Consider the following 22,116-nt stretch of genomic DNA (forward strand, 5'->3'; position numbering starts at 1 on the left):
ATAAAATTATTTCTGTGTTGCAGCCTTCATGGTTGCAACAAACTCACGTAATCGCTCACACATAAGCGCAGGCTCAGTTAAGTTTTCTTCAATAATTTTCACGACTGCAGAACCAGAGATTGCACCGGCTGCGCCTGAGTCGATGGCAGCTTTCACATGCTCTGGCGCTGAAATACCAAAGCCCAGTAATGCTGGTGCGGCATTATACTCTACTAACTTATTGATCATGGTATCCGCTGGCATTTCAGCCTTTGTCTCAGTGCCTGTTACACCTGAGCGAGAAAGTAGGTAGGTGTACCCGCGACCGTAGCTTGCACACTGACGCAATGTGTCATCGCTTGCATTAGGCGTTGCGATGAAGATAGGCTCAATTTCAGCCTGCTGTGCAGCTTGTCTGAACATCTTAGACTCATGCAGTGGTACATCTGCAACAAGGATAGAATCAACCCCCGCATCTTTGGCTTGCTGGTAGAAGTTTTCAATACCTTGCGCAAAAATAAGGTTTGAGTACAGCAACAAGCCGATTGGAATATCTGCATTGTATTCGCGGATTTGGCGAATAATATCAAAGCAGTCTTGGGTGTTGATTTTGCTCTCAAGCGCGCGAATATTAGCTGCTTGAATAACCGGGCCATCCGCAATTGGGTCTGAAAATGGAATACCCAGCTCTAGTGCGTCTGCACCGCCATCAATCAGACTTTTTACGATATCTAGGCTGATTTCTTTCGTTGGGTCACCTAAGGTTACAAACGGTACAAAAGCGCCTTGTCTGGCATCGTTTAGACGTGTAAATAGGTTGCTATATCGGCTCATAGTTCACCTCGCTCATTCAATACGTTGTGTACATGGGCAAGATCTTTGTCACCACGGCCACTTAAGTTAACGACAATTATGGTTTCTTCAGTTTGTTGCTCTGCATACTTAAGTGCATAAGCTAAGGCATGGCTTGATTCAAGCGCAGGGATAATACCTTCATTTTTTGCCAGAGCTTGGAATGCATCTAGGGCTTCAGTGTCAGTAATACCGACGTACTGAGCACGACCGGTTTGATGCAGGTAGGCATGTTGCGGGCCTACCGCAGGGTAATCAAGACCCGCAGAGACTGAGTACGACTCTTCGATTTGACCATCATTGTCTTGCATGATGTAGGTATACGCACCATGAAGGATACCTTGGCTACCTTTACAAAGTGCAGCGCCATGCTCTTCAGTATCAAGGCCTTTACCAGCAGGCTCAATACCGACAAGTTTAACGTCTTTTTCATCGATGAAATCAGCGAACATACCAATCGCATTTGAGCCACCGCCTACACACGCCATAACAACGTCTGGTAAACGGCCTTCAGCGTCAAGAACTTGCTGTTTAGCTTCTTCACCAATCATACGTTGGAAATCTCTAACCAAAGTTGGGAATGGGTGAGGACCAGCGGCAGTGCCAAGCAGGTAGTGGGCAGTTTTGTAGTTTGCAGACCAATCACGCATTGCTTCATTCACGGCATCCTTTAGCGTGCCTGAACCCGCTGTTACTGGGATAACTTCTGCACCCATTAAGCGCATTCTAAATACGTTAGGCTGCTGGCGTTCAACGTCTTTTGCACCCATGTATACGCGACACTTTAAGCCTAATAGCGCACACGCCAATGCGGTCGCAACACCATGTTGTCCAGCACCAGTCTCTGCAATAACTTCTTTTTTACCCATGCGTTTAGTCAGTAGGGCTTGACCCAATACTTGGTTTGTTTTGTGCGCACCACCGTGAAGCAAGTCTTCACGTTTAAGGTAAAGTTTTACCTTAGGGTTTTTGATTAGGTTGCGAGACAGCGTTAAAGGCGTAGGGCGACCTGCATATTCATTTAGCAGTGCATAAAATTCTTCTTTAAAGCTTTCGTCTTGCTGTGCTTTGTTAAACTCTTGCTCAAGTTGTTTAAGCGCTGGTACGAGTAACTCAGGGACGTACATGCCGCCAAAGTCACCAAAATATCCTGTATTAGTCATATCCACCTCAGTATTTTCGAATATTGTTGAAAGCATCACGTAATTTTTCTGGACACTTTTTGCCGGGGCTCGTTTCTACCCCTGAGTTAAGGTCAAATCCAGCAGCACCCAAGTAGGATGCGTCACTGACATTGTCTGCATTTAGCCCGCCTGCGAGCATAAATGGCTTTTTCGCACTTTTAAGTAGTTGCCAATTAAATACTTTACCCGTACCACCAAATGCGCTTGCAGTCTTGGTGTCGTAAAGATGTTTGTCTACTTCATCAAAAGGCGCAGGGAACTCATCGACAATGCCCTGTGCTTTCCATATCTGACAATTTACTGGTAATTGCTTGCGAAGGTTGGTGATAAACTCTTGTGTTTCGTGGCCATGCAATTGCACTACACTTAGGCGTAGGCTTTGTGCATATTCAACGATTTGCTCAGCGGGTGCATCGACAAAGACACCCACATATTTCAGTGGCGCGCTATCAACGACAGCGCGAGCGCAATCAAAATCGACGTATCTCGGTGATTTAGGGTAGAAAATTAATCCACCGTAAACAGCACCTGCGTCATAGGCTGATAAAGCATCATCTACACGCGTCAATCCACAGACTTTATTTTCACCTAAGATAAGCTTACGACATGCGCCTTCTAAGTCTTCTTCTGCCATCAAAGAACTGCCGACCAAAAAGCCATTGCAGTGTGGCGTGAGGCGTTTAACATCATTGTGCGTATAAATGCCAGACTCAGAGATAACGGTTTTATCTTCTGGGATTAAGGTGCGCAGATGCTCTGTTGTCGCAAGAACTGTACTCAAATCTCTTAGATTGCGGTTATTGATACCAATCAGCTTGGCATTTAACTGGAGTGCACGATGAACTTCTTCTTCGTTGCTCACTTCTGTGAGTACGGCCATATTTAACGAATGCGCTAAATCGGCAAGTTCATTGTAAGTTGCATCATCTAATACCGAGAGCATGAGCAAGATGGCATCGCCACCTTTCAAACGTGCTAAATACACTTGGTATTCATCAATAAAGAAGTCTTTACAAATAAGAGGTTGATTGACCTTTGTACGAACGTAACTCAGATAATCATAACTTCCTTGAAAGTACTTCTCGTCAGTCAATACACTAATGCAGGTGGCATATTGTGCATAGACGGCTGTGATCTCATCGAGATCGAAGGTTTCTCTGATCAAGCCCTTTGAAGGAGAGGCTTTTTTACACTCCAGAATAAACTGTGTGCCAGACTTTGACATTTCGCCGTAAAAATCACGCTCAGTGGGTGTTACTTGATCTTTAAACTCGCTTAGCGGTAGCATCTGTTTACGCGCTTCGAGCTCCACACGTTTGTCAGCGACAATCTTTTCTAACACGTTAGCCATGACTTACCTCCGCAATGGCCGTTAAAGTTTCTTCACAGCGACCAGATGCCAGCACCTCAAGCACTTGCTTGGTAGCAGACTTTAGGTCAGCTGCTTTACCCGACATAACAAGTAAAGCACTGACATTTGCAGCGATTGCAGCGTTATGTGCAGGTTTACCGTTACCACTTAAAATGTCTCGAGTTGCCTGTGCATTATACTCAGGTGTATCACCCGCAATGTCCTCCAACGAGTAGTTGTCTAAACCGAAATCCGCTGGCGTTAACGTATACTCTTTGATTTCATTGTCTTTAAGTTCAGTAACCTGTGTTGTACCGTGTAATGCAATTTCATCACAGCCAGCGCCATGAACAACCATTGCACGCTTGGTACCCAGCATTTGCAGCGTTTCAGCCATAGGACGGCAAAGTGCTGGATCGTATACCCCGAGTAGCTGAATATCCGGTTTAGCTGGGTTTGCCAGTGGGCCCAGAATATTGAAAAGGGTACGTGTTTTAAGCTTGGTACGTACTGGCATCGCATGCTTTACGCCACTGTGATAGAGCGGGGCAAACAAAAAGGCAAAGTTGGTTTTTTCAAGGCAGTTGGCGCCTTGCTCTGGTGTCATCTCTAAATTGATACCTAATGTACGAAGCAAATCAGCCGAACCAGATTTACTGGAAACACTGCGGTTGCCGTGTTTAACCATCGGGATGCCGCAAGCCGCTGCTACGATGGCAGCCGTAGTACTGACGTTGATGGTATTAGTGCCATCGCCACCCGTACCGCAGCTATCTGCACAATCTAAGCCTTTATTATCAAAAGCAACAGCATGATCGCGCATCGCCTTTGCAGCACCTGCAATCTCAGCCGCAGTTTCCCCTTTGATTTTCAAAGCAATCAGCGCAGCTGTGAGCTCCACTTCAGAAAGCTGGCCTTGCATTACTTGGCTAAATAACTCGGTTGTTTGTTCAAAGCTTAGCGACTGTTGGTCAATCAATTGATTTAAACTTTCCATGTTGCCTCCTAGCAGGTCAAATAGTCGATGCTTTGCTTAAGTAGCTTGGCACCATCTGGTGTTAAAATAGACTCAGGGTGGAATTGATACCCGATAACCTTGTCTGTTGTATGGTATACAGCCATTGGGATATCTTGGTATTTCGCAATCACTTTGAGTGTGTCAGGTACGCTGGTTGCCATCAGTGAGTGATATCTTGCCACTGGGAATCGCTTACCTAGGCCGGCAAAAACAGGGTGTTCTTCAACATCAATATATGAAGATTTACCATGTACAGTTTCGCCAGCATGGCCAATTGTGCCGCCATAGCTTTGTGTAAGCGCCTGCTGACCTAAACAGATGCCAAGCATTGGAAATTTGCCTTTACAGAGATCTATCAGTTCTAGCAAGCAACCAGCTTCGCTTGGCTTACCTGGACCGGGCGATAATACCAAGACAATAGGCGCAGTTTCATTACACATTTTGTCGTAGATGGTGCGAGCATCAATGTGGTTCCGGTAAACGACGAGTTCACTGCCCAGCTGAGACAACTCATCAACAAGGTTGTAGCTGAATGAGTCAAAGTTATCTAAAAAATATACTTTAGGCGTCATGACCCACTCCTTGATAGCTGGACTGAATGGCTTTGATCACTGCGCGTGCTTTTGCTTTTGTTTCGTCTGCTTCAGCTTGAGGATCTGAGTCGAATACAACACCAGCACCCGCTTGTACATAAGCCGTATCGTTTTTCACAAAGGCTGAACGGATCACAATACAGGTATCCATCGCACCGTCTCCAGTGAGGTAGCCAACGGCCCCCCCGTAGCTGCCACGACGTTGTTTTTCTGTATCGCGAACTAACTGTGCTGCCTTTACCTTAGGTGCGCCAACCAACGTGCCCATATTCATACAAGCTTGGTAAGCGTGAAGTGCATCTAGGTCTGGCTTAAGTTGACCAACTACGCGAGACACTAAGTGCATTACTTGTGAATAACGGTCTACTTTTAATAGCTCTTTAGCGTGGCGCGTACCTGGGACGCTTATTCGCGCTACATCATTGCGTGCTAAGTCCACAAGCATTAAATGCTCAGCGCGCTCTTTTTTGTCGTCACGTAATTCAAGCTCAATACGGCTATCTAAGTCTGGGTTAATGGTGCCATCCGCAAATTTTCCGCGAGGACGAGTACCCGCTATAGGGTAAACCTCCACTTGGTTACTTTCTTCACAGTACTTCAATGCCGACTCTGGCGATGCACCAAATAGAACAAACTTTTCATCGCGCATATAGAACATATATGGACTTGGATTTTGTTTCTTTAGGTGTTTGTATGCCGCAAGGGGTCTAGGGCAAGGTAGTGAGAAAGTGCGAGAGGGGACAACTTGGAAAATATCGCCATCGACGATGTTTTTCTTCAGTTGCGTCACTTGCGCTTTAAACACATCATCTGAGATATCCACATGCACTTCATGTTCGGAATCTTCAGGTCCTTCTTTGTAAGAGACATATTCGTCGCACTGACGATTTAGCTCTTCAAGTTGTCTGCCTACCTCAAAACAATTGGCATGAACATCTGGGCCGTTAAAAACATTACCGATAAGCTCGGTGGTTTTTGCTTGATGATCTATCAATACCATTGTTTCAGCGAGATAAAAGACATAATCAGGACAGTCATTTTTGCCATCAGGCACTTCCGGTAAGGATTCGAAGTTTGCCACCATATCGTAGGCAAATACGCCACCTAAAAATACCGAAAACGGCGTGTCTGAGTTACGTTTTATAGAATCAACACAAGTTCTCAGAGCACTAAAAGCATTATCTGCTTTTAATTTACTGTACTCATCCAAACTAAGATCCTGCGCATTATACGTGAGCGTTAGCACTGCATATTCTTTAACAACAGTACAGTTTTCTACTTTATCTGCGAGATAATTTAGTAACTGTTCACCATTGTTAGAGAGTGCACGTACTTTTACTTCCAGTCCGTTACACTCAATTCTCAATGCAGCATCCGCTAAGATAATGCTTTTTACATTGTCCTTGGAATCAATTTCAGCTGACTCCAGTAACAGCGAATTGGGCTTATTGAGGGCCGCGTATAAAGACAGAGGGCTTGCGATATAATCACGCCGCTGCCTTATACTTGTCACCTCACCCGGTGTTGTAGTTATATGACTAAAAATCAAACCTCATTCCTCTTTAGTACAAAAAACCCCCCGAAGTATTTTTACTTGCGGGGGGTGTGTATTTAGTTACAACAATGCCTTCCCGCTAATTCAGGCACCACCACCAAGATTTTGTAGATGAATTGTTGCAAAAATTGTTAATCATTATAAAAATTCCATAAAAAAACCCGCGAGCTCAGCGCGGGTTTATAAGTCGTCAGACATAACGAATCACACCCGCAGTTACGAGTGCCACCACCAAACGATTTTTGTTTTTTGTGTTAGATTCATTTGTAAAGTTTTCGTTATTCCGATTTAAGTAGGTACAGTAAACCTTACTCTGGTACAAACTGTCAAGTACAAACATCAAAAAATAACCAATAGCATTAAATTATGTTGAACTATACGAATATTGACCTAGTGATTATGTTGTATTCGCCTCGTTAACTGCGACTTTTTAAGTAAATTAAAACGTACGTGAAATTCTCCTCGTGATATACTGCGAGCGTTTGTTTTTAGAGGATTAAATTTTGATTAAATATGACTTACACAGTCATAGTACTTTTTCTGATGGGCGTTTAGATGTGGCAGACCTTATAGAGCGCGCAACAGAAAAAGGCGTTGATGTACTTGCTTTGACGGATCACGATACCGTCGCCGGTATTCCCGTTGCTCAGCAATATATTGCTGAGCAAAATCTTGACCTGAGATTGATCAATGGGGTTGAGATTTCAACGAAATGGGAAAGCTTTGAGATTCACATTGTTGGCTTAAACATTGATATTGAATCCACACCACTTCTCACGTTACTAAAGACACAGCAAAATAAACGACGTGAGCGTGCAAAAGAAATCGGTGCCAGACTTGAAAAGCGAGGTTATGAGGGCATTTACGCGCAGGCACTCGACTTGGCTAAGGGCGCTGAAATAACCCGCGCACACTTCGCTAAAGCTCTAGTCGAGCGCGGTGTTGCCAAAAACATCCAAGGGGTATTTAAAAAATTTCTAGCACGCAACAAAACGGGCTATGTTCCCAGTTGCTGGTGCACCATGGCTGAAGCAATTGAGGCAATTCATAGTGCTGGTGGTGTTGCGGTACTTGCGCACCCCGGGCGCTATCAGATGTCTAATAAATGGCTGCGCAAATTATTGGATGAGTTTAGTGCATCTGGGGGCAAGGCGATGGAAGTGGCTCAGCCGCAACAGGCCCCAAGTGAAAGACAGTTTTTAGGGCAGTTGTCTCGTGAGTATCACCTTCTTGCAAGTCAAGGCTCTGATTTTCATTATCCAACAAGTTGGTTGGATCTAGGAAGAAACCTATACTTACCAAAAGATTGCCAAGGTGTATGGCAGTTTTGGGGAGCCACAGAGGAATGTTAGCATGAGTCAATTTTTTCATATTCACCCAGATAACCCACAAGCACGTTTAGTACGACAGGCTGTCGAAATTATTCAAAAAGGCGGTGTGGTGGTTTACCCAACTGATTCCGGCTATGCCATAGGTTGCAGCCTAGGCAACAAACAAGCCAAAGAGCGAATTGAGCGAATTAGAGGGATAGAAAAGCACCATAATTTTACCTTGATGTGTCGTGATCTGTCTGAGCTATCTACTTATGCAAGAGTCGATAATCAAATGTTCAGAATGATCAAGAACAACACACCGGGCCCCTATACATTTATTCTTAAAGGTACTAAAGAGGTACCTCGCCGCTTGCTCAATGATAAGAAAAAAACCATTGGGATCCGAGTGACTGAGCACCCGATAACTTGCGCAATCTTAGAAGAGTTAAATGAGCCGCTAATGTCCTGCTCTTTGATTTTACCGGGTGAACAATTTACAGAGTCAGACCCAGACGATATTCGTATGCAACTTGAAAAGCATGTGGATCTCATTGTACATGGCGGTTATTTGGTTGAGCAGGCTACCACGGTGATTGATATGTCTGATGACAGCATTGAGATCTTACGTCACGGTTGTGGTGATGTATCACCATTTGAATAAGCATGACTGAGCAACAACAGCAAACACCGCTGGCTTTTTTGAAGGGGGAGGCCGTTTTAGAAAAGCCGGAAGACCTTTATATTCCACCCGATGCCTTACAGGTTATTCTTGAGAGCTTTGAAGGCCCGCTTGATTTGCTTTTGTATCTTATCAAAAGGCACAAGCTCGACATATTGGAGTTACCAATACTGAGTATTACGCAGCAATATGTGAGCTATGTTGAAATGATGCAAGAGATGCAGTTAGAGCTTGCCGGTGAGTATTTAGTGATGGCGGCGTTACTGGCACAAATAAAATCACGCTTGCTATTGCCAAAGCATGAAGAGTTAGAAGAAGAGGAAGATCCGCGCGCAGAGCTGGTTAGACGCTTACAAGAGTATGAGCAGTTTAAACAAGCCGCTGAAAACTTAGATAAGATCCCGCGCGTTGATCGAGATATCTTTATTGCCCGCGCATTAATTGAAGACGCGAATGATAATGCGGACACGTTGCCAGACGTTGAACTCAGGGAGCTATTGTTAGCGATGAGCGAAGTCATGGCCCGTGCCAAAAAATTTGAACATCACCAAATTAGCGCAGAGGCTTTGTCGACTCGAGAGCGAATGTCTATGATACTGCAATACTTGAGCGAAAACCCGAACCCTGTGGAGTTTAGCGCTTTGTTTAGTATCAATGAGGGGAGAAGTGGTGTTGTAGTAACTTTTATTGCTATGTTGGAGCTTTTAAAAGAGCAACTTATCTCTATCGTGCAGGTGAATATCGGCAGTGCAATTTATTTGTCATTAAAACTACAAGAGTAATGCGCTCTCTGTCATAATACCGCGCTTTCTACTAGCCTTATGAAAAATACTGTGACATGACACGCCGAGTAAGTGACGAACAATTGGTCGAACTGGTTGAAGCGGCCATATTTGTGGCAGATAAACCACTGTCTAAAAAGCACATGAAAGAAACTGTGTTGCAAGACATCAGTGTGTCTGACCGACGTTTACAGCAGGCAATAGAAACCATTTCGGAACATTACCAAACTCGGGGCATAAAATTAGTTGAAGTAGGTACTGGATATCGATTTCAGGCTTGCCCAAGCTTAAGCCCTTGGCTCAATATGTTATGGCAAGAAAAGGCACCGAAATACTCTCGAGCAACGCTCGAAACACTGGCGTTAATTGCCTATCGGCAGCCTATCACTCGTGGCGAAATTGAACAAGTCAGGGGTGTTACAGTGAGTTCTAATATTATGAAGAGCTTACTTGAGCGTCAGTGGATAAAAGTGGTTGGGCATAAAGAGGTGCCAGGCAAACCTGCGCTGTATGCGACCACCAAGTTATTTTTAGACTACTTTTCGCTGAATAGTTTAGATGGTTTACCAAAACTGCCTGAACTACAAAGTGAGAAGTTAGATCAGATGTTAAATGATCCTTCTGTGAGAGAACCATCAGAATGAGTGAAAAGCTACAAAAAGTATTAGCACGTGCGGGCGTTGGCTCGCGTCGTGAAATGGAAAAGTACATTGAATCTAACCGAGTTAGTGTCGATGGCAAGGTGGCAAAGTTGGGCGACCGTGTTGAAGAAAATGCGGTGATCCGTGTTGATGGGCACGTTGTTAAGATTGAGCAAAAAGAAGAGCGCATCTGCCGTGTGTTGATGTATCACAAACCAGAGGGTGAGTTGTGTACACGTAAAGATCCAGAGGGCAGACGCACAGTTTTTGATAGGTTACCGCGTTTAGAGGGCGACCGCTGGATAGCGATTGGTCGATTAGACATCAATACGTCGGGTCTACTGTTATTTACGAATGACGGTGAGCTGGCTAATCGTTTAATGCACCCTAAATATGAGGTTGAAAGAGAGTATTCTGCTCGCGTATTTGGCGAAGTAACGAATCAAACGCTTAAAACGCTAACACAGGGTGTTGAACTAGAAGATGGCCCTGCCAAGTTCTTGTCAATCAAGCCTCGTGGTGGAGAGGGGATCAATAAGTGGTTCAACGTAACACTAACGGAAGGGCGTAACCGTGAAGTGCGTCGTTTATGGCAGTCTCAAGAGGTTGAAGTATCGAGGCTGATCCGTGTTCGTTATGGGAAGTTGGAATTGAATAAACGCCTTCCTCAGGGGGGCTGGGAAGAGCTGAAGCTTGAAGATGTTAACTATCTGCGTAAATCAGTCAGTCTGCGCCCTGAAACACAAACAAAGCTCTCTGTGATGCCTGAAAAGCGCAAAGATAAACGTGCTAAAGTAAATCGCATCAGAAAAGCTGTTCATAAACACAATCAGCGACTCAAGCAAAATAAACGTCGCTAGAATGGGTTAACACAATAAAAAGGGCGCTTTGGCGCCCTTTTTTGATTCTAATAATCGGTGATTACTTAGGTTGTGCGTCTATTGACTGGCCATTCACATCTGCAGAGTCATCAGACATTAAATATAAGTAAGTTGGCATTAAGTCCTGTGCAGTTTTTAGTGTGTCTGCATCTTCGCCAGGAAAGGCGGTTGCACGCATACTTGTACGTGTTGCGCCAGGATTAATACAGTTAACCCGAATATTCGTTTTACCCACTTCAGCGGCCCATGTTTGCATCATGCCTTCTGTCGCAAATTTAGAAATAGCGTACGCACCCCAAAATTCACGGCCTTGCCTACCAACACCGGAGGAGGTGAATATGATTGATGCTTTAGGTGCTTTGCGCATAACAGGGAATAGGAAACGTGTGATCATCGCTTGCCCGGTTACATTGACTTTCATAACATTTTCGAAGGTCGATACACAGAAATGCTCAAGTGGTCCCATAGTGCCTAGAATAGATGCGTTATTTAACAAACCATCCAATTTGCCGAACTGCTGCTCTATGGTAGCTGCGAGGTCGCGATAATGCTGTTTAGTTGCACCTTTGAGGTCCAATGGGACGATAGCAGGTTGTGGATAACCAGCTGCCACAATTTCGTCGTAAACAGCTTCTAATTTACTGGTGGTTTTACCCAGAAGAATAACTGTTGCGCCATGTTTCGCATAATTTATTGCGGCAACACGGCCAATACCGTCACCCGCCCCAGTGACTAAAATCACCTTATTTTCTAGCGCGTTGCTAGCTGCATCATATGTGTGCATATTGGACCTCTAACAAATACATTTGCTATATTTTATCATAGTCATGACGCAAGTTATCGAATTTATTGCAAATAGGAGTGGCGAAAGGCTACACTTTGCGTTAAGTTAAACTGGTCTAATGTCTTATTAAAAGCAAAATTACATAGTTTTAACGAATTATTCTCGGCGGCTTATGGGTGCTTACATCTTAAGGCAGAGGTAAGACTCGACCGAGAAACAATAATAATAAAATTATGTCGGAGCCAATATAATGAAGAAACTGATACTACCACTTGCTGTTTCAGCCGCATTAGCGGGCTGTGGTGGCGGTGAAACGCTAGAAGATGTAAAACAAGATACTAAACCTGTAACCCCTGTTGCATCGGTTAAGTTTGATCCTTCCAACGGCGTTATTTCCATACCAAATGACATCCTATTTAGTGGCACGCAAGATGGCACACTGAATATTCCAGGAGAACTCGACTCAGAGTCGATGCCTTTGGTTTCAAAAGCCGGCTATGCGGATCCATCTCTAGCGATTGGTGGTCTTGACGGGTGGTCAACACAAATGCCATACCAGATTGCGTTAGACACACCAGCAAATGTTGCGATTGATGCAGCCTCTGTGGCGACTCCGGGCTCTGTGCGTATATTCGAAGTCGTGATGGGTGCCGATCCAGAAACTGAAGCGTGTGCAGGCTTCTCTGCAGCATTAGCATGTAAGGTAGTGAGCGAGCTTACTTTTGGTCCTACAGGTGATTTCGTTTCTCAGCTGAGCGCAGATGGTAAAAACATCAATGTTATTCCTGTGAAACCATTCAAAACGAATACGACCTATATCACGGTTTTAACAACCGGTATTAAAGATAATGTAGATGGTGGTCGCAGTTTATCTCCTTCTTCAACATATACTTTGCTACGTCAAGAAGCGCCGTTAGTAACAGATGCCCAAAAATCACTACAAGCGGTGATCCGCAGCTATGAGCAAGCTTTGGTAGCAAGTGAGTCTATTGGTGCATCAGACATCGTATATACGGCTGCAATGACGACGCAATCTACGGGTGCCGTTGTTGGTTCAATTAAAAAGATTTTAGCGTCAACCATTGGTACCGAAAGACAGCCAATGGTCACTGTGCCTGAACAAGGTGTGACGTCTGTCGCTGACATTTTTACAGCGCTGCAAATTCCTGTTTCGGATCAAGTGCTTGCTTTGGCTCAAGGTGTGAGATACCTAAAGGGTAGTGTTCAGTTACCTATGTATTTGTCACCACCAAAAAGCGCTGAACCGACGGCTTTAGCGGACACATATTGGGAAGCGCAGTGTGATAACGGTGTCGCTTTGGCAGCCGTCAAAGCTGCTGCTGGAGAGCTTCCTCCGGTCACCGACCCTGAGTCTAACGATGCTCTGTGTAGCGCGTTATCAAATGGTCAGTTACGTGATTTGGGGCTTGATAAGCAAAAATTCTTAACCAAGTACAACCCAATTCCAAAGCAGTTTGGTGTAGCAAATGCGCCAGTTCAAATCACAATGCCAATGATTGAGACCAATCGTCCAGAAACGGGGTGGCCGGTTGTTATTATGCAACACGGTATTACCAGTAAAAAAGAAGATATGCTGGGCCTGACGCTAGCATTAACTCAAGCTGGTTTCGCGACAGTGGCTATTGACCACCCATTACATGGTGAACGCGGCATTGACGCTGATGATGATGGTGTAGAAGATTTCAATGCAACCACTAAGAGTGTGCTGCATTATATGAACCTGCAGTCGTTACTTGTTGCAAGAGATAACCTGCGTCAATCTACAGCTGACTTACTAGCACTTCGTTTAGGCTTACACGCTATTAATGCGGCCTCGCAAGTGCCTTTACTTTTCAATACGAACGACGTTAGTTTTGTGGGTCAATCATTAGGTTCTATTGTCGCTCCGAGCTTTATTGCGCACGCTAATCTACCGTTTGAAGAGGATGTGTTAAAACCAGCTGAACCACTCTTTAAAGTGGGCGCTTCGGCACTATCAAGCGGTGGAGCTGGCATTGCAAACTTCTTGGTTGAATCTGCGTCATTTGGTCCTGTCGTTAAGGCATCGGTACTCCTCGGTGCGTCTGATTTAGCCGTTTCTAAGAAGTTTAACGACTATAGAAATACCGGCGCTGTTTCAGATTGTAGTGAATTTGCACAAGACCCAAGCCGTTTTACAATTTGTGCATACAATACATTCACAGCGACGTTGCAAGCTGAAGAAGATACAGCTTCGTTGGCGGTGATTGACGCGACGGTCAATCAATTCGCATATGCATCCCAAACGGTATTAGATAGTGCTGATCCACTTAACTACGCTCCGTTAGTTAGGGCGGTAAATACACCAATGTATATGAGCGTTGTGGTTGGTGGTGAAGGCGATAATAAAGCTGACCAAGTGATTCCACCAAATACTGCGGCACGTAACCCGCTAGGTGGTAGTACGCCGCTTGCTGCATTTATGGGCTTAGAGACTGTAACTGAATCAAAACTGTCAACTGATGGTACACCTGGGCGTTATGTCGTGAACTTCTCGCAGGGCCACCACAGCTCGCTGCTAACACCATCCTTTGATGAAAATACTGGCGGTACAGCTCAGGGACACGCTCAAGCAAGCCTTGAGATGCAAACTCAGGTTGCAACTTATCTCGCTTCTAAAGGTTTATCTTTACCAATTACTGATACAACAGTTATTGCAAAGTAAGCTTATTTAAGACAAGATTGAAAAGCCGCTAGTGAGCGGCTTTTTTTTTGTAATATAGTTTGATTTAAAGAATGACATCAGGAGATTACATTGGCATTTTTGTTTGAATATGGGTTGTTCCTAGCGAAGGCTATAACGGTTGTTGTTGCAATTGGTGCTATTGTGGTTTTGATAGTGGGGGCGAGTCAAAAGCCAAAGAGTAAATCTGGAGAGATCGAAATCAAGGATCTTTCGGAAGAACTAGCGCAAGCAAAAGAATCATTTTTACACCAAACTTTGGATAAAAAAGAGTTAAAAGCGCATTTAAAAGAAAGCAAGAAAGCTTCTGAGGAAAAGCCTCAAGGCCAAACGTTTGTGATTGACTTTTCTGGTAGTCTTGATGCACATGAAGTGTCGAGTTTGCGTGAAGAAATCACCGCAATCTTGACTATCGCTAACAAAGAAAAAGATCAAGTATTGGTCAACTTAGAAAGTGGTGGTGGCGTGGTACACGGTTATGGATTAGCGGCTTCGCAGCTGATTAGGCTTAAACAATCAGGCTTACCTTTGACTGTGTGTGTCGATAAGGTTGCAGCAAGTGGTGGCTATATGATGGCGTGTGTAGCAGATAAGATAGTCGCCGCTCCTTTTGCAGTGGTGGGCTCAATAGGTGTTCTTGCTCAGCTACCAAACTTCAATAAAATCCTGAAAAAGAATGATGTTGAATTTGAGCAAATTACAGCAGGACAGTATAAGCGTACATTGACAATGTTTGGTGAAAACACAGATCAAGGACGTGAAAAGTTTAAAAGTGAAATAGAACATACACACACCTTGTTTAAACAGTTTGTGGCTGAACACAGGCCAAGCTTAGATATCGACAAAGTGGCAACTGGTGAACACTGGTTTGCAACCCATGCAAAAGAGTTTGAGCTAGTAGACGAAATTAAGACCAGCGATGATATTTTGCTAGAGCTAAACAACACGCACCAGCTGTATAAAGTCAAATACAAAGCTAAAAAAGCGCTTGCGGAACGTTTGGGCATTGGTCTGAGCGTTGCAGCAGAAAAGCTAGGTATAAAAGTATTGTCTCGATTGCAAAGTAATAAGTTCTAAAACTACATTAATCTTTTTTAAGACGATATTTTCAAATATAAATTGGCCCGATTGTTTATGCGATTGGGCCTTTTTTATTATAGCCCTCCTTACTATAAAATTAAGCTCAAAGGCTTATTAAATCCCTCTAATACTAATTACTTTTTATACTGTCATTTATAACGGTTTTTGCTGTGTCTCTGGGTTGATAGTATAAATCAACTAGGACAATGAGTTATATAATAGAGTAGCATGGATCAACTACATAATTTCTCTAATTCGATAGAGAGTCGACAGCAATATTCACAAGTAATGACTTACCAAAATGAGCATGTGATTGATAAGTTTACAGAATCATTCGACGTGTCTAGAGATGAGTCCGCAGCCATTTTCGAAGAGATGAAAAAGTTACTGTGGTTAATGTACAGTGCCTCACAGGAATCTGGTCCGGAAATATATGTGCATAAAGAAATTTTAGTCATCGATGAAATGTGGCACACCTTTATTCTATTTACTCAAGATTATGACGCTTTTTGTCGTCAATTTTTCGGAGAGTTTCTGCATCATAGTCCCACGACGTTAAGTGAAAAAGAAAAAATGAAAAGAGACTATGAGAACGCGCAAAGCTCGTTTGTAAGTGCGCGCAAAGCCGAGTTAGAAGCCCAATATTCTTACGTTTATGATGTATTGGGTGAAAAAACTTTGCTCAAGTGGTATCAGGAATATCCAGAAGTATACTCAGAGCAAAACCTTAAAAACCTTAGAAAATACTAACAAAAACTATTTGGAGAAATTATGAATAAAGCAAAAATCATCAATTCACTTGTAAATAAAAATCTGGAGAGTAACAACGGCGCAAGATTCTGCGGATGTGTTATTTGTTGTGTTGACAGACATTCACCTAACAATAAGTAAGCGTATGAAGGCTGTACTATAGCGTGTACAGCCTTTTACTGGTTTTAATGATAAATATATGAGGTGATAGGATTTGTCAGAATTTCTTTTTAATTACGAGCGAGCTTTTAATCCTTTAATTACAGGCCATTTAGAAAGTGCGTCTTTTGACCTCATGTTAAATCAGCAACAAGCGAAGCAAATTCATCGCTTTCTCGCTTTAGAAAAGGGCATGAATATACTCGATATTCCCTGTGGCACTGGGCGTCACGCAAAACTATTAGCAGAGCAAGGATTTGAAATAGACGCATTAGATTATAATGCCGCGTTTATTGAGCAAGCTCATCAGTATGCAAAAGACGCTGGTCTCTCTGTTAATTTTATGCAGGGGGATATGCGTGAGCTCAGGTTTAAAGAAAAGTATGACAGAATTTTTAACGTTTTTAGTTCGTTTGGTTACTTTGACGATAAAACTAACTTGAAAGTGATGCAAGAAATGTCATCAGCACTTAAACCAGGTGGACGTCTGCTGTTAAATGTTCTCAATGGTGAGTCTGCGGCAGTAAAGGCCTGCGAAAATGGTATTGTGCGTCAATTTAAAGACTTGAATTCGCATTACGACCCAGTCAGTAAAATATTAACAACCAATCGTGCGCTTAAAATAGAAGGTGACGAATACAGCTACGAGTTTAAGGTGCGCCTCTACAGTGCCTCTGAATTAACTAACATGTTAGAAATGTGTGGTTTAGTGCCTTTAGAGTGGTTTGGCGATTGGTCGGGATCAGCTTTAACCAGTACTTCGGCACAAATTTTTGTCATTGCGGAAAAAAGCTTAGCCGCTTAGTGCTCCAACAAAGTTGCTATAAGTCATGGAGGAGTGTTGTGGATCTACTTGAAAAAAAACAAAATGGTATTGAGCAACCAGTGCATGTCGCATTGACTGACGTGAGTCAACTGAACGGTTTAAGCTTGGTTGATTATATAAAATCGTGTGTGGCTCAATTTGGAAATGTATTCACATTGTCTATTTTTGGTGGGCCAAAAATCACGTTAGTTCAGGAGTCAGACCTATTCAGCGAAACCGTGGCAAAAAATAAGATGAATATTAATCCTGAACTTGTGGAGGTTAGGAGCAAATTTGAAATTGAAAATGTATTTTGCGATGAGCAACAGATTGCCCAAATGAATCGAGACTTTGTACTCGCATTAAAAGGGAAAAAGCTAGCAAATACACAGGCACGTTACAATGAAAGACTCGATTTTGAATGTCAGCAATTTGCCGAGCACAATTTAAAGGCACAGGAATATTGTGAAGTTGAGTTAGCTAAGCTACAACTCAATACCATGGTAAAGGCGAGCATGTACGCACTTTTTGGTGAACCTTTAGCAAAAAACGAGGCCATTGCTGAATATTTTAGCTTTAGCGAAAGCTTGTCACCAAGCGCAACTGATGACACTGAAGATTCAAATAGAATGCACTTCGCCAAAGAAAAGCTACTTTTAAGGTTTGAGCAAGTCCTCGCAGAAGCTCAAACACCACTTATACAATCATTAAACATTGGATTGTTTAGCAGCCCAGTGTTAAATCAAGAGGATAAAGCAAAGGTATTGCTATATTTTTTATGGGGTTCACTGTCAAACATCCTACCTGCGATGCAATCGTTTTATCGAATACTGGTTCAACATAGCAACTATGCCAATGAAATTAGAGCAAACCTTAATTTTGATATGTTGCCTCTAATCAAAGAGGTGCTTAGGTTACGTGGGAATAAGCCCATTTATAGGTTAGTAGAATCTAATATCGTGATTAAAGAGACAGATGGTAAAAAATTTGTCGTGCCAAAGGGTCATTGGTTGGGTTTCATTTCACAACTACACCATCAAGATGAACTGAACTTTAGTGAGCCAAACAAGTTTGACCCAACACGGTTTTGCAAAGCTATCAGCCCTATAAAAAATAGTAAGGGCCCGTCATTATTCGTTTATGGGGTAGGAAACGCAAAATGCCCCGGCAGCGCTTTTGCAAATCACATGATGGCAAGTACGGCAGAGATTTGGCTTAAGCATTTTGATGCTCAATTATGTGACTCGTACCAAATAGAAGCCATGCGCATGTTTGATTCTGTATTGGGAGACAAGCAGTCACTTTTATTGAAAATAAGATCTTAGCCAAGGGTATTTGGACCATTGGCTAACATGGAAACGCGACTACGCTTTGTAATTCGTCCAGTTGCCACGGATCGCCAGTGTTTTTGTCGGAGAGTAGATGTTCACGAATAAAGTGGAGCCATCTGGAGAGAAGCACGCACCCGCAAGCTCTGTTTGGGCATTGAGTTTACCAAATGGGTAAACTGCGCCTTCTGGTGATACGCCACGCAAATGATTTTTTGTGATAGCGGTATATTGATCTTCACACACTAATAGGTGGCCCTGTGGGGTAACTGTTAAATTATCGCCGAAATTGTACAGTGACTTATCAGTGCTTTCTAAAAATAGTTGTAACTGCCCCGGATGTTTTGCTTCATCTTCGGTACCTTCATAGGCTGATGGTTGATAGCGCATGATTTGGCCTAGTTCTTTTTCACCCCCATTAGTACAGCAAAAATATAGCTCGTTGTTGCCAAAATGAATGCCTTCGCCTCTCGCAAACAGCGCAGCGCCTTTTTCATGTCCCCGAACACGAAGGTCATCATTTGGACTCTGAGGATTGTCTAAAGTAATCCAGCTTACCTCGTACCATTGAGACACAGGCATTGTTTTGTGATGCCAATTACGGGTGTCAAGTTTGCTGGCATGCTTTAATACAAGGGCTTGAAGGGTGCCACCCGCTGTCAACTTGCCTTTCTGGTTAGGTATAAATCGGTAAAATAGGCTGTCGTTTCTATCTTCTGTCAGGTATATGATACCTGTCCTTGGATCAACAGCCGCGGCTTCATGGTTAAATCTACCCATATCTACTAGTGGCACAGGATCACACAAACCGATTTTGTCTGTTGGGACTTCAAATATGTATCCATGGCTTTTAGATATTTCGTCATCAGGCGTGCGTACTGTTTCCTCACATGTCAACCACGTCCCCCAAGGTGTTGTGCCGCCTGCACAGTTTCTTATAGTCCCCACTAGGCTGTAATATTGCTGTTCTATTTTTTGTTTCTGTAGGTCATATACAATCGTGGTTGTGCCACCGGGTAATGCAACACCTTGCTTGTTTGTATCAAAAGCTTTTTTACTTTGATGCAGGGTGATTTCTGGCGCAGCTGATTTGAGGTGTTTAGGGCTCAACTCGTGGTTTCTAACAAGTGCAACGCGATGATTATCTAATCCGATACAGCCCATCCCATCGGCGTTGTCTGGTACAACAAGCCCATCGTCCATTGGGTCATTTAAAGACGAAATTACTTCATAACTAAAACCTGCGGGTAAATCTAACAAACCGTTTGGGTCCGAAATGAGCGGCCCATAACCTGAGCTGGTTGGTGTTTTATTCAACGGTTTTTTTTGAGAGCAGCCAAGTAGGCTGTTATTTAAACCCAAAAATGCGAGTGCGGCCGAGCCTTTTGTGAATTGTCTTCTAGAGACCATGCTAGATACCCCTGAGATTTGCTGATGCTTATACATGACTTATTTTTACACACCAGTTTGTGGTTTTATCTTACGCACTAAATTTGACGGGAAAATTATTGCGATAGATAGATATTTTGTGAGATGTTATAATATAACAAATTCAATTGCGACATCATCGGGGCAATATGTGTCAAAAAAGTATTAGCAATGATTATTTAATCGACGTTTTTAATCATGCAGGGATCAAGGCCACAGATAAAAGAGTGGCGATTTTCAAAGGCCTTATGATGGCAGAGCAAGCTTTATCACCCTATGAATTGGCACAATATTGTAAAGAGCACTTAGCGCTAACGCTCCCTGCAGTGTCAATCTATCGGGTATTAGACTTGTTGGTGGCAGCTGACCTAGTTCACAAACTAAATACGGTCAATAAGTATATTTGTTGCTCCCATATTGATTGCCATAAACCCCATCCACACAATCAATTTTTGATTTGTTCTGTCTGCCAAAGAGTTGATGAAGTACACATGTCTAGCCAATTGATGACGCAATTATCTCAGCAGATCCAAGAATGTGGCTATCAACTCAATTCGCCACAGTTTGAGTTTCAGGGGGTCTGCAAAAGTTGCCAAGCACAGACTGGTGATTCATTAAAAGGGTTGAGTGCGTAGTGCCTTGCAGCAAAGCATATACCCGATCGTAATTCAGATTTATTAACACTGTTTAAAGGTGAAGTATCCATGGCGAATATTCTTATTAAAAATGCGCAACTAGTTAATGAGGGCAAGGTTGAACAGCGCGATGTGCGCATCGTTGGCAAGAGGATTGATAAAATCGCTCCAGACATTAAAGCCACAGGGATAGAGCAAATTATAGATTTAAAGGGTGACTTTTTACTACCAGGGATGATCGATGACCAAGTGCACTTCAGAGAGCCTGGATTAGACTGGAAAGGGACCATTGGGAGTGAATCTCGCGCAGCGGTAGCTGGTGGCATTACCAGTTACATGGAAATGCCAAACGTAAGCCCTGCAACAACAGATCAACTCGCGGTCATGAATAAACATCAAATCGCAGCGCGCACTTCTGCGGCAAACTACTCATTTTACTTGGGGGCAACGCCGGACAACTTAGATGAGATCAAAGCCTGTGATCCTAGTTTAGTCTGCGGTGTGAAAGTGTTTATGGGAGCATCTACAGGAGATTTACTGGTAGAACACCCGAGTGCACTAGAGGCCATTTTCAGGGAATGCCCAGTACTTATTGCGACCCATTGTGAAAAAGGGGATGTGATAGCAAGCAATTTAGCAACATTGGGTGGCAAAGAGCTAACAATACAAGATCATCCTGTGATCAGAGATGCTAACGCATGCTATCAGTCATCTTCATATGCTGTAGAACTTGCCAAAAAGTATGGTACACAGCTACATGTACTGCATATTACAACTGCAAAAGAGATGGATCTTTTTGAGCCGGGACCAATAGATGGCAAACAAATTACCGCAGAAGCTTGTGTACACCATTTGTGGTTTAACCAAACGGATTACGACCGTTTAGGTAATTTAATCAAGTGTAATCCTGCGATTAAAGCAGAGTCAGATAGACTGGCGTTAATTGAAGCATTGACTAGCGGCAGACTAGATATTATTGCCACTGACCACGCGCCACACACATGGGAAGAAAAGCAGCAGGCCTTTGCTAAAGCACCAGCCGGTTTGCCTTTGGTACAACACGCTCTGCTGACTTTATTTGACCAAGTTCAGCAAGGTAATATGACTTTGCCTCAGATTGTGGAGAAAACCGCGCATAATCCTGCAAAGCGATACAAAGTAAAAGAGCGTGGATTTGTCAGAGAAGGATTCTTTGCTGATTTAACCGTCGTGAGTGCCAAGGCTGGTGAGGTTGTTAGGCATGACAATACGCGCTATCACTGCCAGTGGTCTCCATTTGTTGGTCATCAATTCTCGCATCAAATACGCTACACGTTTGTAAATGGTGAGTGTGTCTACCGTGATGGAGAAGTGATAGATGTGGCTGACAATGCAATGCCACTGGTATTTGATAGATCTTAACCAACTTCAAGGTGGTAGCATCATTGCTGCCGCCTACTGAGTCCCTTACTTGTCAGTTTTATAAAACTTCTTATTTTCCCTTCGTTTTAAGGCTTAAAGTAATCAGACGCCTAACTGACTCATTTTTACCCGAATGAGAGTTTTACTTTTTGCGCAACCGAAGTAAACGATTTTCATTAAAATCGACAGGCGTTAT

Annotated in this window: 20 protein-coding genes; 12 read left to right on the forward strand and 8 right to left on the reverse strand. The window is 43.3% G+C overall.

Features of this window, described 5'->3' with window-relative positions; translation table 11 throughout:
- Positions 1–6: 6 nt before the first annotated feature.
- Genes trpA through A7985_RS00915 form a run of 6 tightly spaced genes read right to left on the reverse strand, consistent with a single transcriptional unit; the run spans position 7 to position 6,526 of the window.
- Positions 7–813, reverse strand: coding sequence for a tryptophan synthase subunit alpha (gene trpA / locus A7985_RS00890; protein WP_063374940.1), 807 nt, complete (start codon positions 811–813; stop codon positions 7–9).
- Positions 810–1,994: a tryptophan synthase subunit beta gene (gene trpB, locus A7985_RS00895; protein WP_063358447.1), complete on the reverse strand. Its 1,185-nt coding sequence runs from the start codon at positions 1,992–1,994 to the stop codon at positions 810–812. The genes trpA and trpB overlap by 4 nt, the downstream gene beginning before the upstream one ends.
- A gap of 7 nt (positions 1,995–2,001) precedes the next feature.
- Entirely contained in the window at positions 2,002–3,366 is a 1,365-nt protein-coding gene (gene trpCF, locus A7985_RS00900) for a bifunctional indole-3-glycerol-phosphate synthase TrpC/phosphoribosylanthranilate isomerase TrpF (RefSeq protein ID WP_065788569.1), read from the reverse strand.
- Entirely contained in the window at positions 3,359–4,363 is a 1,005-nt protein-coding gene (trpD, locus tag A7985_RS00905; RefSeq protein ID WP_065788570.1) for an anthranilate phosphoribosyltransferase, read from the reverse strand. Before trpD ends, trpCF begins: the two co-directional genes overlap by 8 nt.
- A gap of 8 nt (positions 4,364–4,371) precedes the next feature.
- Entirely contained in the window at positions 4,372–4,956 is a 585-nt protein-coding gene (locus A7985_RS00910) for an aminodeoxychorismate/anthranilate synthase component II (RefSeq protein ID WP_063374943.1), read from the reverse strand.
- Positions 4,946–6,526 carry an anthranilate synthase component 1 gene (locus A7985_RS00915; RefSeq protein WP_065788571.1) on the reverse strand — a complete coding sequence of 527 codons (1,581 nt, stop codon included), beginning with the start codon at positions 6,524–6,526 and terminating at the stop codon, positions 4,946–4,948. The genes A7985_RS00910 and A7985_RS00915 overlap by 11 nt, the downstream gene beginning before the upstream one ends.
- A 509-nt stretch (positions 6,527–7,035) precedes the next feature.
- Here A7985_RS00915 and rnm point away from each other — a divergent pair.
- Genes rnm through rluB form a run of 5 tightly spaced genes read left to right on the forward strand, consistent with a single transcriptional unit; the run spans position 7,036 to position 10,807 of the window.
- Positions 7,036–7,884: an RNase RNM gene (rnm, locus tag A7985_RS00920; RefSeq protein WP_065788572.1), complete on the forward strand. Its 849-nt coding sequence runs from the start codon at positions 7,036–7,038 to the stop codon at positions 7,882–7,884.
- Between the two features lies 1 nt (position 7,885).
- The gene (locus A7985_RS00925) at positions 7,886–8,506 is read left to right on the forward strand and encodes an L-threonylcarbamoyladenylate synthase (protein WP_065788573.1); all 621 of its coding nucleotides are present in this window, start codon (positions 7,886–7,888) and stop codon (positions 8,504–8,506) included.
- A 2-nt stretch (positions 8,507–8,508) separates the two neighbouring features.
- Complete coding sequence (locus tag A7985_RS00930; protein WP_065788574.1) at positions 8,509–9,306, forward strand: segregation and condensation protein A; 798 nt, start codon at positions 8,509–8,511, stop codon at positions 9,304–9,306.
- 56 nt (positions 9,307–9,362) lie between these two features.
- Positions 9,363–9,950 carry an SMC-Scp complex subunit ScpB gene (gene scpB, locus A7985_RS00935; RefSeq protein ID WP_065788575.1) on the forward strand — a complete coding sequence of 196 codons (588 nt, stop codon included), beginning with the start codon at positions 9,363–9,365 and terminating at the stop codon, positions 9,948–9,950.
- On the forward strand, positions 9,947–10,807 hold the full coding sequence (gene rluB, locus A7985_RS00940; RefSeq protein ID WP_065788576.1) for a 23S rRNA pseudouridine(2605) synthase RluB: 861 nt from the start codon (positions 9,947–9,949) through the stop codon (positions 10,805–10,807). The genes scpB and rluB overlap by 4 nt, the downstream gene beginning before the upstream one ends.
- A 61-nt stretch (positions 10,808–10,868) precedes the next feature.
- Here rluB and A7985_RS00945 read toward each other — a convergent pair whose 3' ends face one another.
- A complete protein-coding gene (locus A7985_RS00945) occupies positions 10,869–11,612 on the reverse strand; it encodes a YciK family oxidoreductase (RefSeq protein ID WP_065788577.1) in 744 nt (247 codons plus the stop codon).
- A gap of 250 nt (positions 11,613–11,862) precedes the next feature.
- Here A7985_RS00945 and A7985_RS00950 point away from each other — a divergent pair, with 250 nt between their 5' ends.
- The 5 genes from A7985_RS00950 to A7985_RS00970 all read left to right on the forward strand — a co-directional run bounded on the left by A7985_RS00950 (position 11,863) and on the right by A7985_RS00970 (position 18,453).
- On the forward strand, positions 11,863–14,316 hold the full coding sequence (locus A7985_RS00950) for a VolA/Pla-1 family phospholipase (RefSeq protein ID WP_065788578.1): 2,454 nt from the start codon (positions 11,863–11,865) through the stop codon (positions 14,314–14,316).
- Between the two features lie 90 nt (positions 14,317–14,406).
- Positions 14,407–15,411 carry a protease SohB gene (gene sohB, locus A7985_RS00955; RefSeq protein WP_065788579.1) on the forward strand — a complete coding sequence of 335 codons (1,005 nt, stop codon included), beginning with the start codon at positions 14,407–14,409 and terminating at the stop codon, positions 15,409–15,411.
- 231 nt (positions 15,412–15,642) lie between these two features.
- Entirely contained in the window at positions 15,643–16,164 is a 522-nt protein-coding gene (locus tag A7985_RS00960; RefSeq protein ID WP_065788580.1) for a hypothetical protein, read from the forward strand.
- Positions 16,165–16,378: 214 nt separating this feature from the next.
- On the forward strand, positions 16,379–17,128 hold the full coding sequence (locus tag A7985_RS00965) for a class I SAM-dependent methyltransferase (protein ID WP_065788581.1): 750 nt from the start codon (positions 16,379–16,381) through the stop codon (positions 17,126–17,128).
- A gap of 38 nt (positions 17,129–17,166) precedes the next feature.
- The gene (locus A7985_RS00970) at positions 17,167–18,453 is read left to right on the forward strand and encodes a cytochrome P450 (RefSeq protein ID WP_065788582.1); all 1,287 of its coding nucleotides are present in this window, start codon (positions 17,167–17,169) and stop codon (positions 18,451–18,453) included.
- A 39-nt stretch (positions 18,454–18,492) separates the two neighbouring features.
- On the opposite strand, the gene A7985_RS00975 is transcribed toward A7985_RS00970, so the two are convergent.
- Entirely contained in the window at positions 18,493–19,866 is a 1,374-nt protein-coding gene (locus A7985_RS00975; RefSeq protein WP_065788583.1) for an alkaline phosphatase PhoX, read from the reverse strand.
- 167 nt (positions 19,867–20,033) lie between these two features.
- Between A7985_RS00975 and A7985_RS00980 the strand changes: the two genes are divergently transcribed.
- Together A7985_RS00980 and A7985_RS00985 are read left to right on the forward strand one after the other, a co-directional pair.
- Entirely contained in the window at positions 20,034–20,519 is a 486-nt protein-coding gene (locus A7985_RS00980; RefSeq protein ID WP_065788584.1) for a Fur family transcriptional regulator, read from the forward strand.
- Positions 20,520–20,588: 69 nt separating this feature from the next.
- A complete protein-coding gene (locus A7985_RS00985) occupies positions 20,589–21,920 on the forward strand; it encodes a dihydroorotase (protein ID WP_065788585.1) in 1,332 nt (443 codons plus the stop codon).
- Positions 21,921–22,116: the final 196 nt, after the last annotated feature.

Origin of the sequence: Pseudoalteromonas luteoviolacea, assembly GCF_001696455.1 — a bacterium.
Classification (GTDB): domain Bacteria; phylum Pseudomonadota; class Gammaproteobacteria; order Enterobacterales; family Alteromonadaceae; genus Pseudoalteromonas; species Pseudoalteromonas luteoviolacea_C.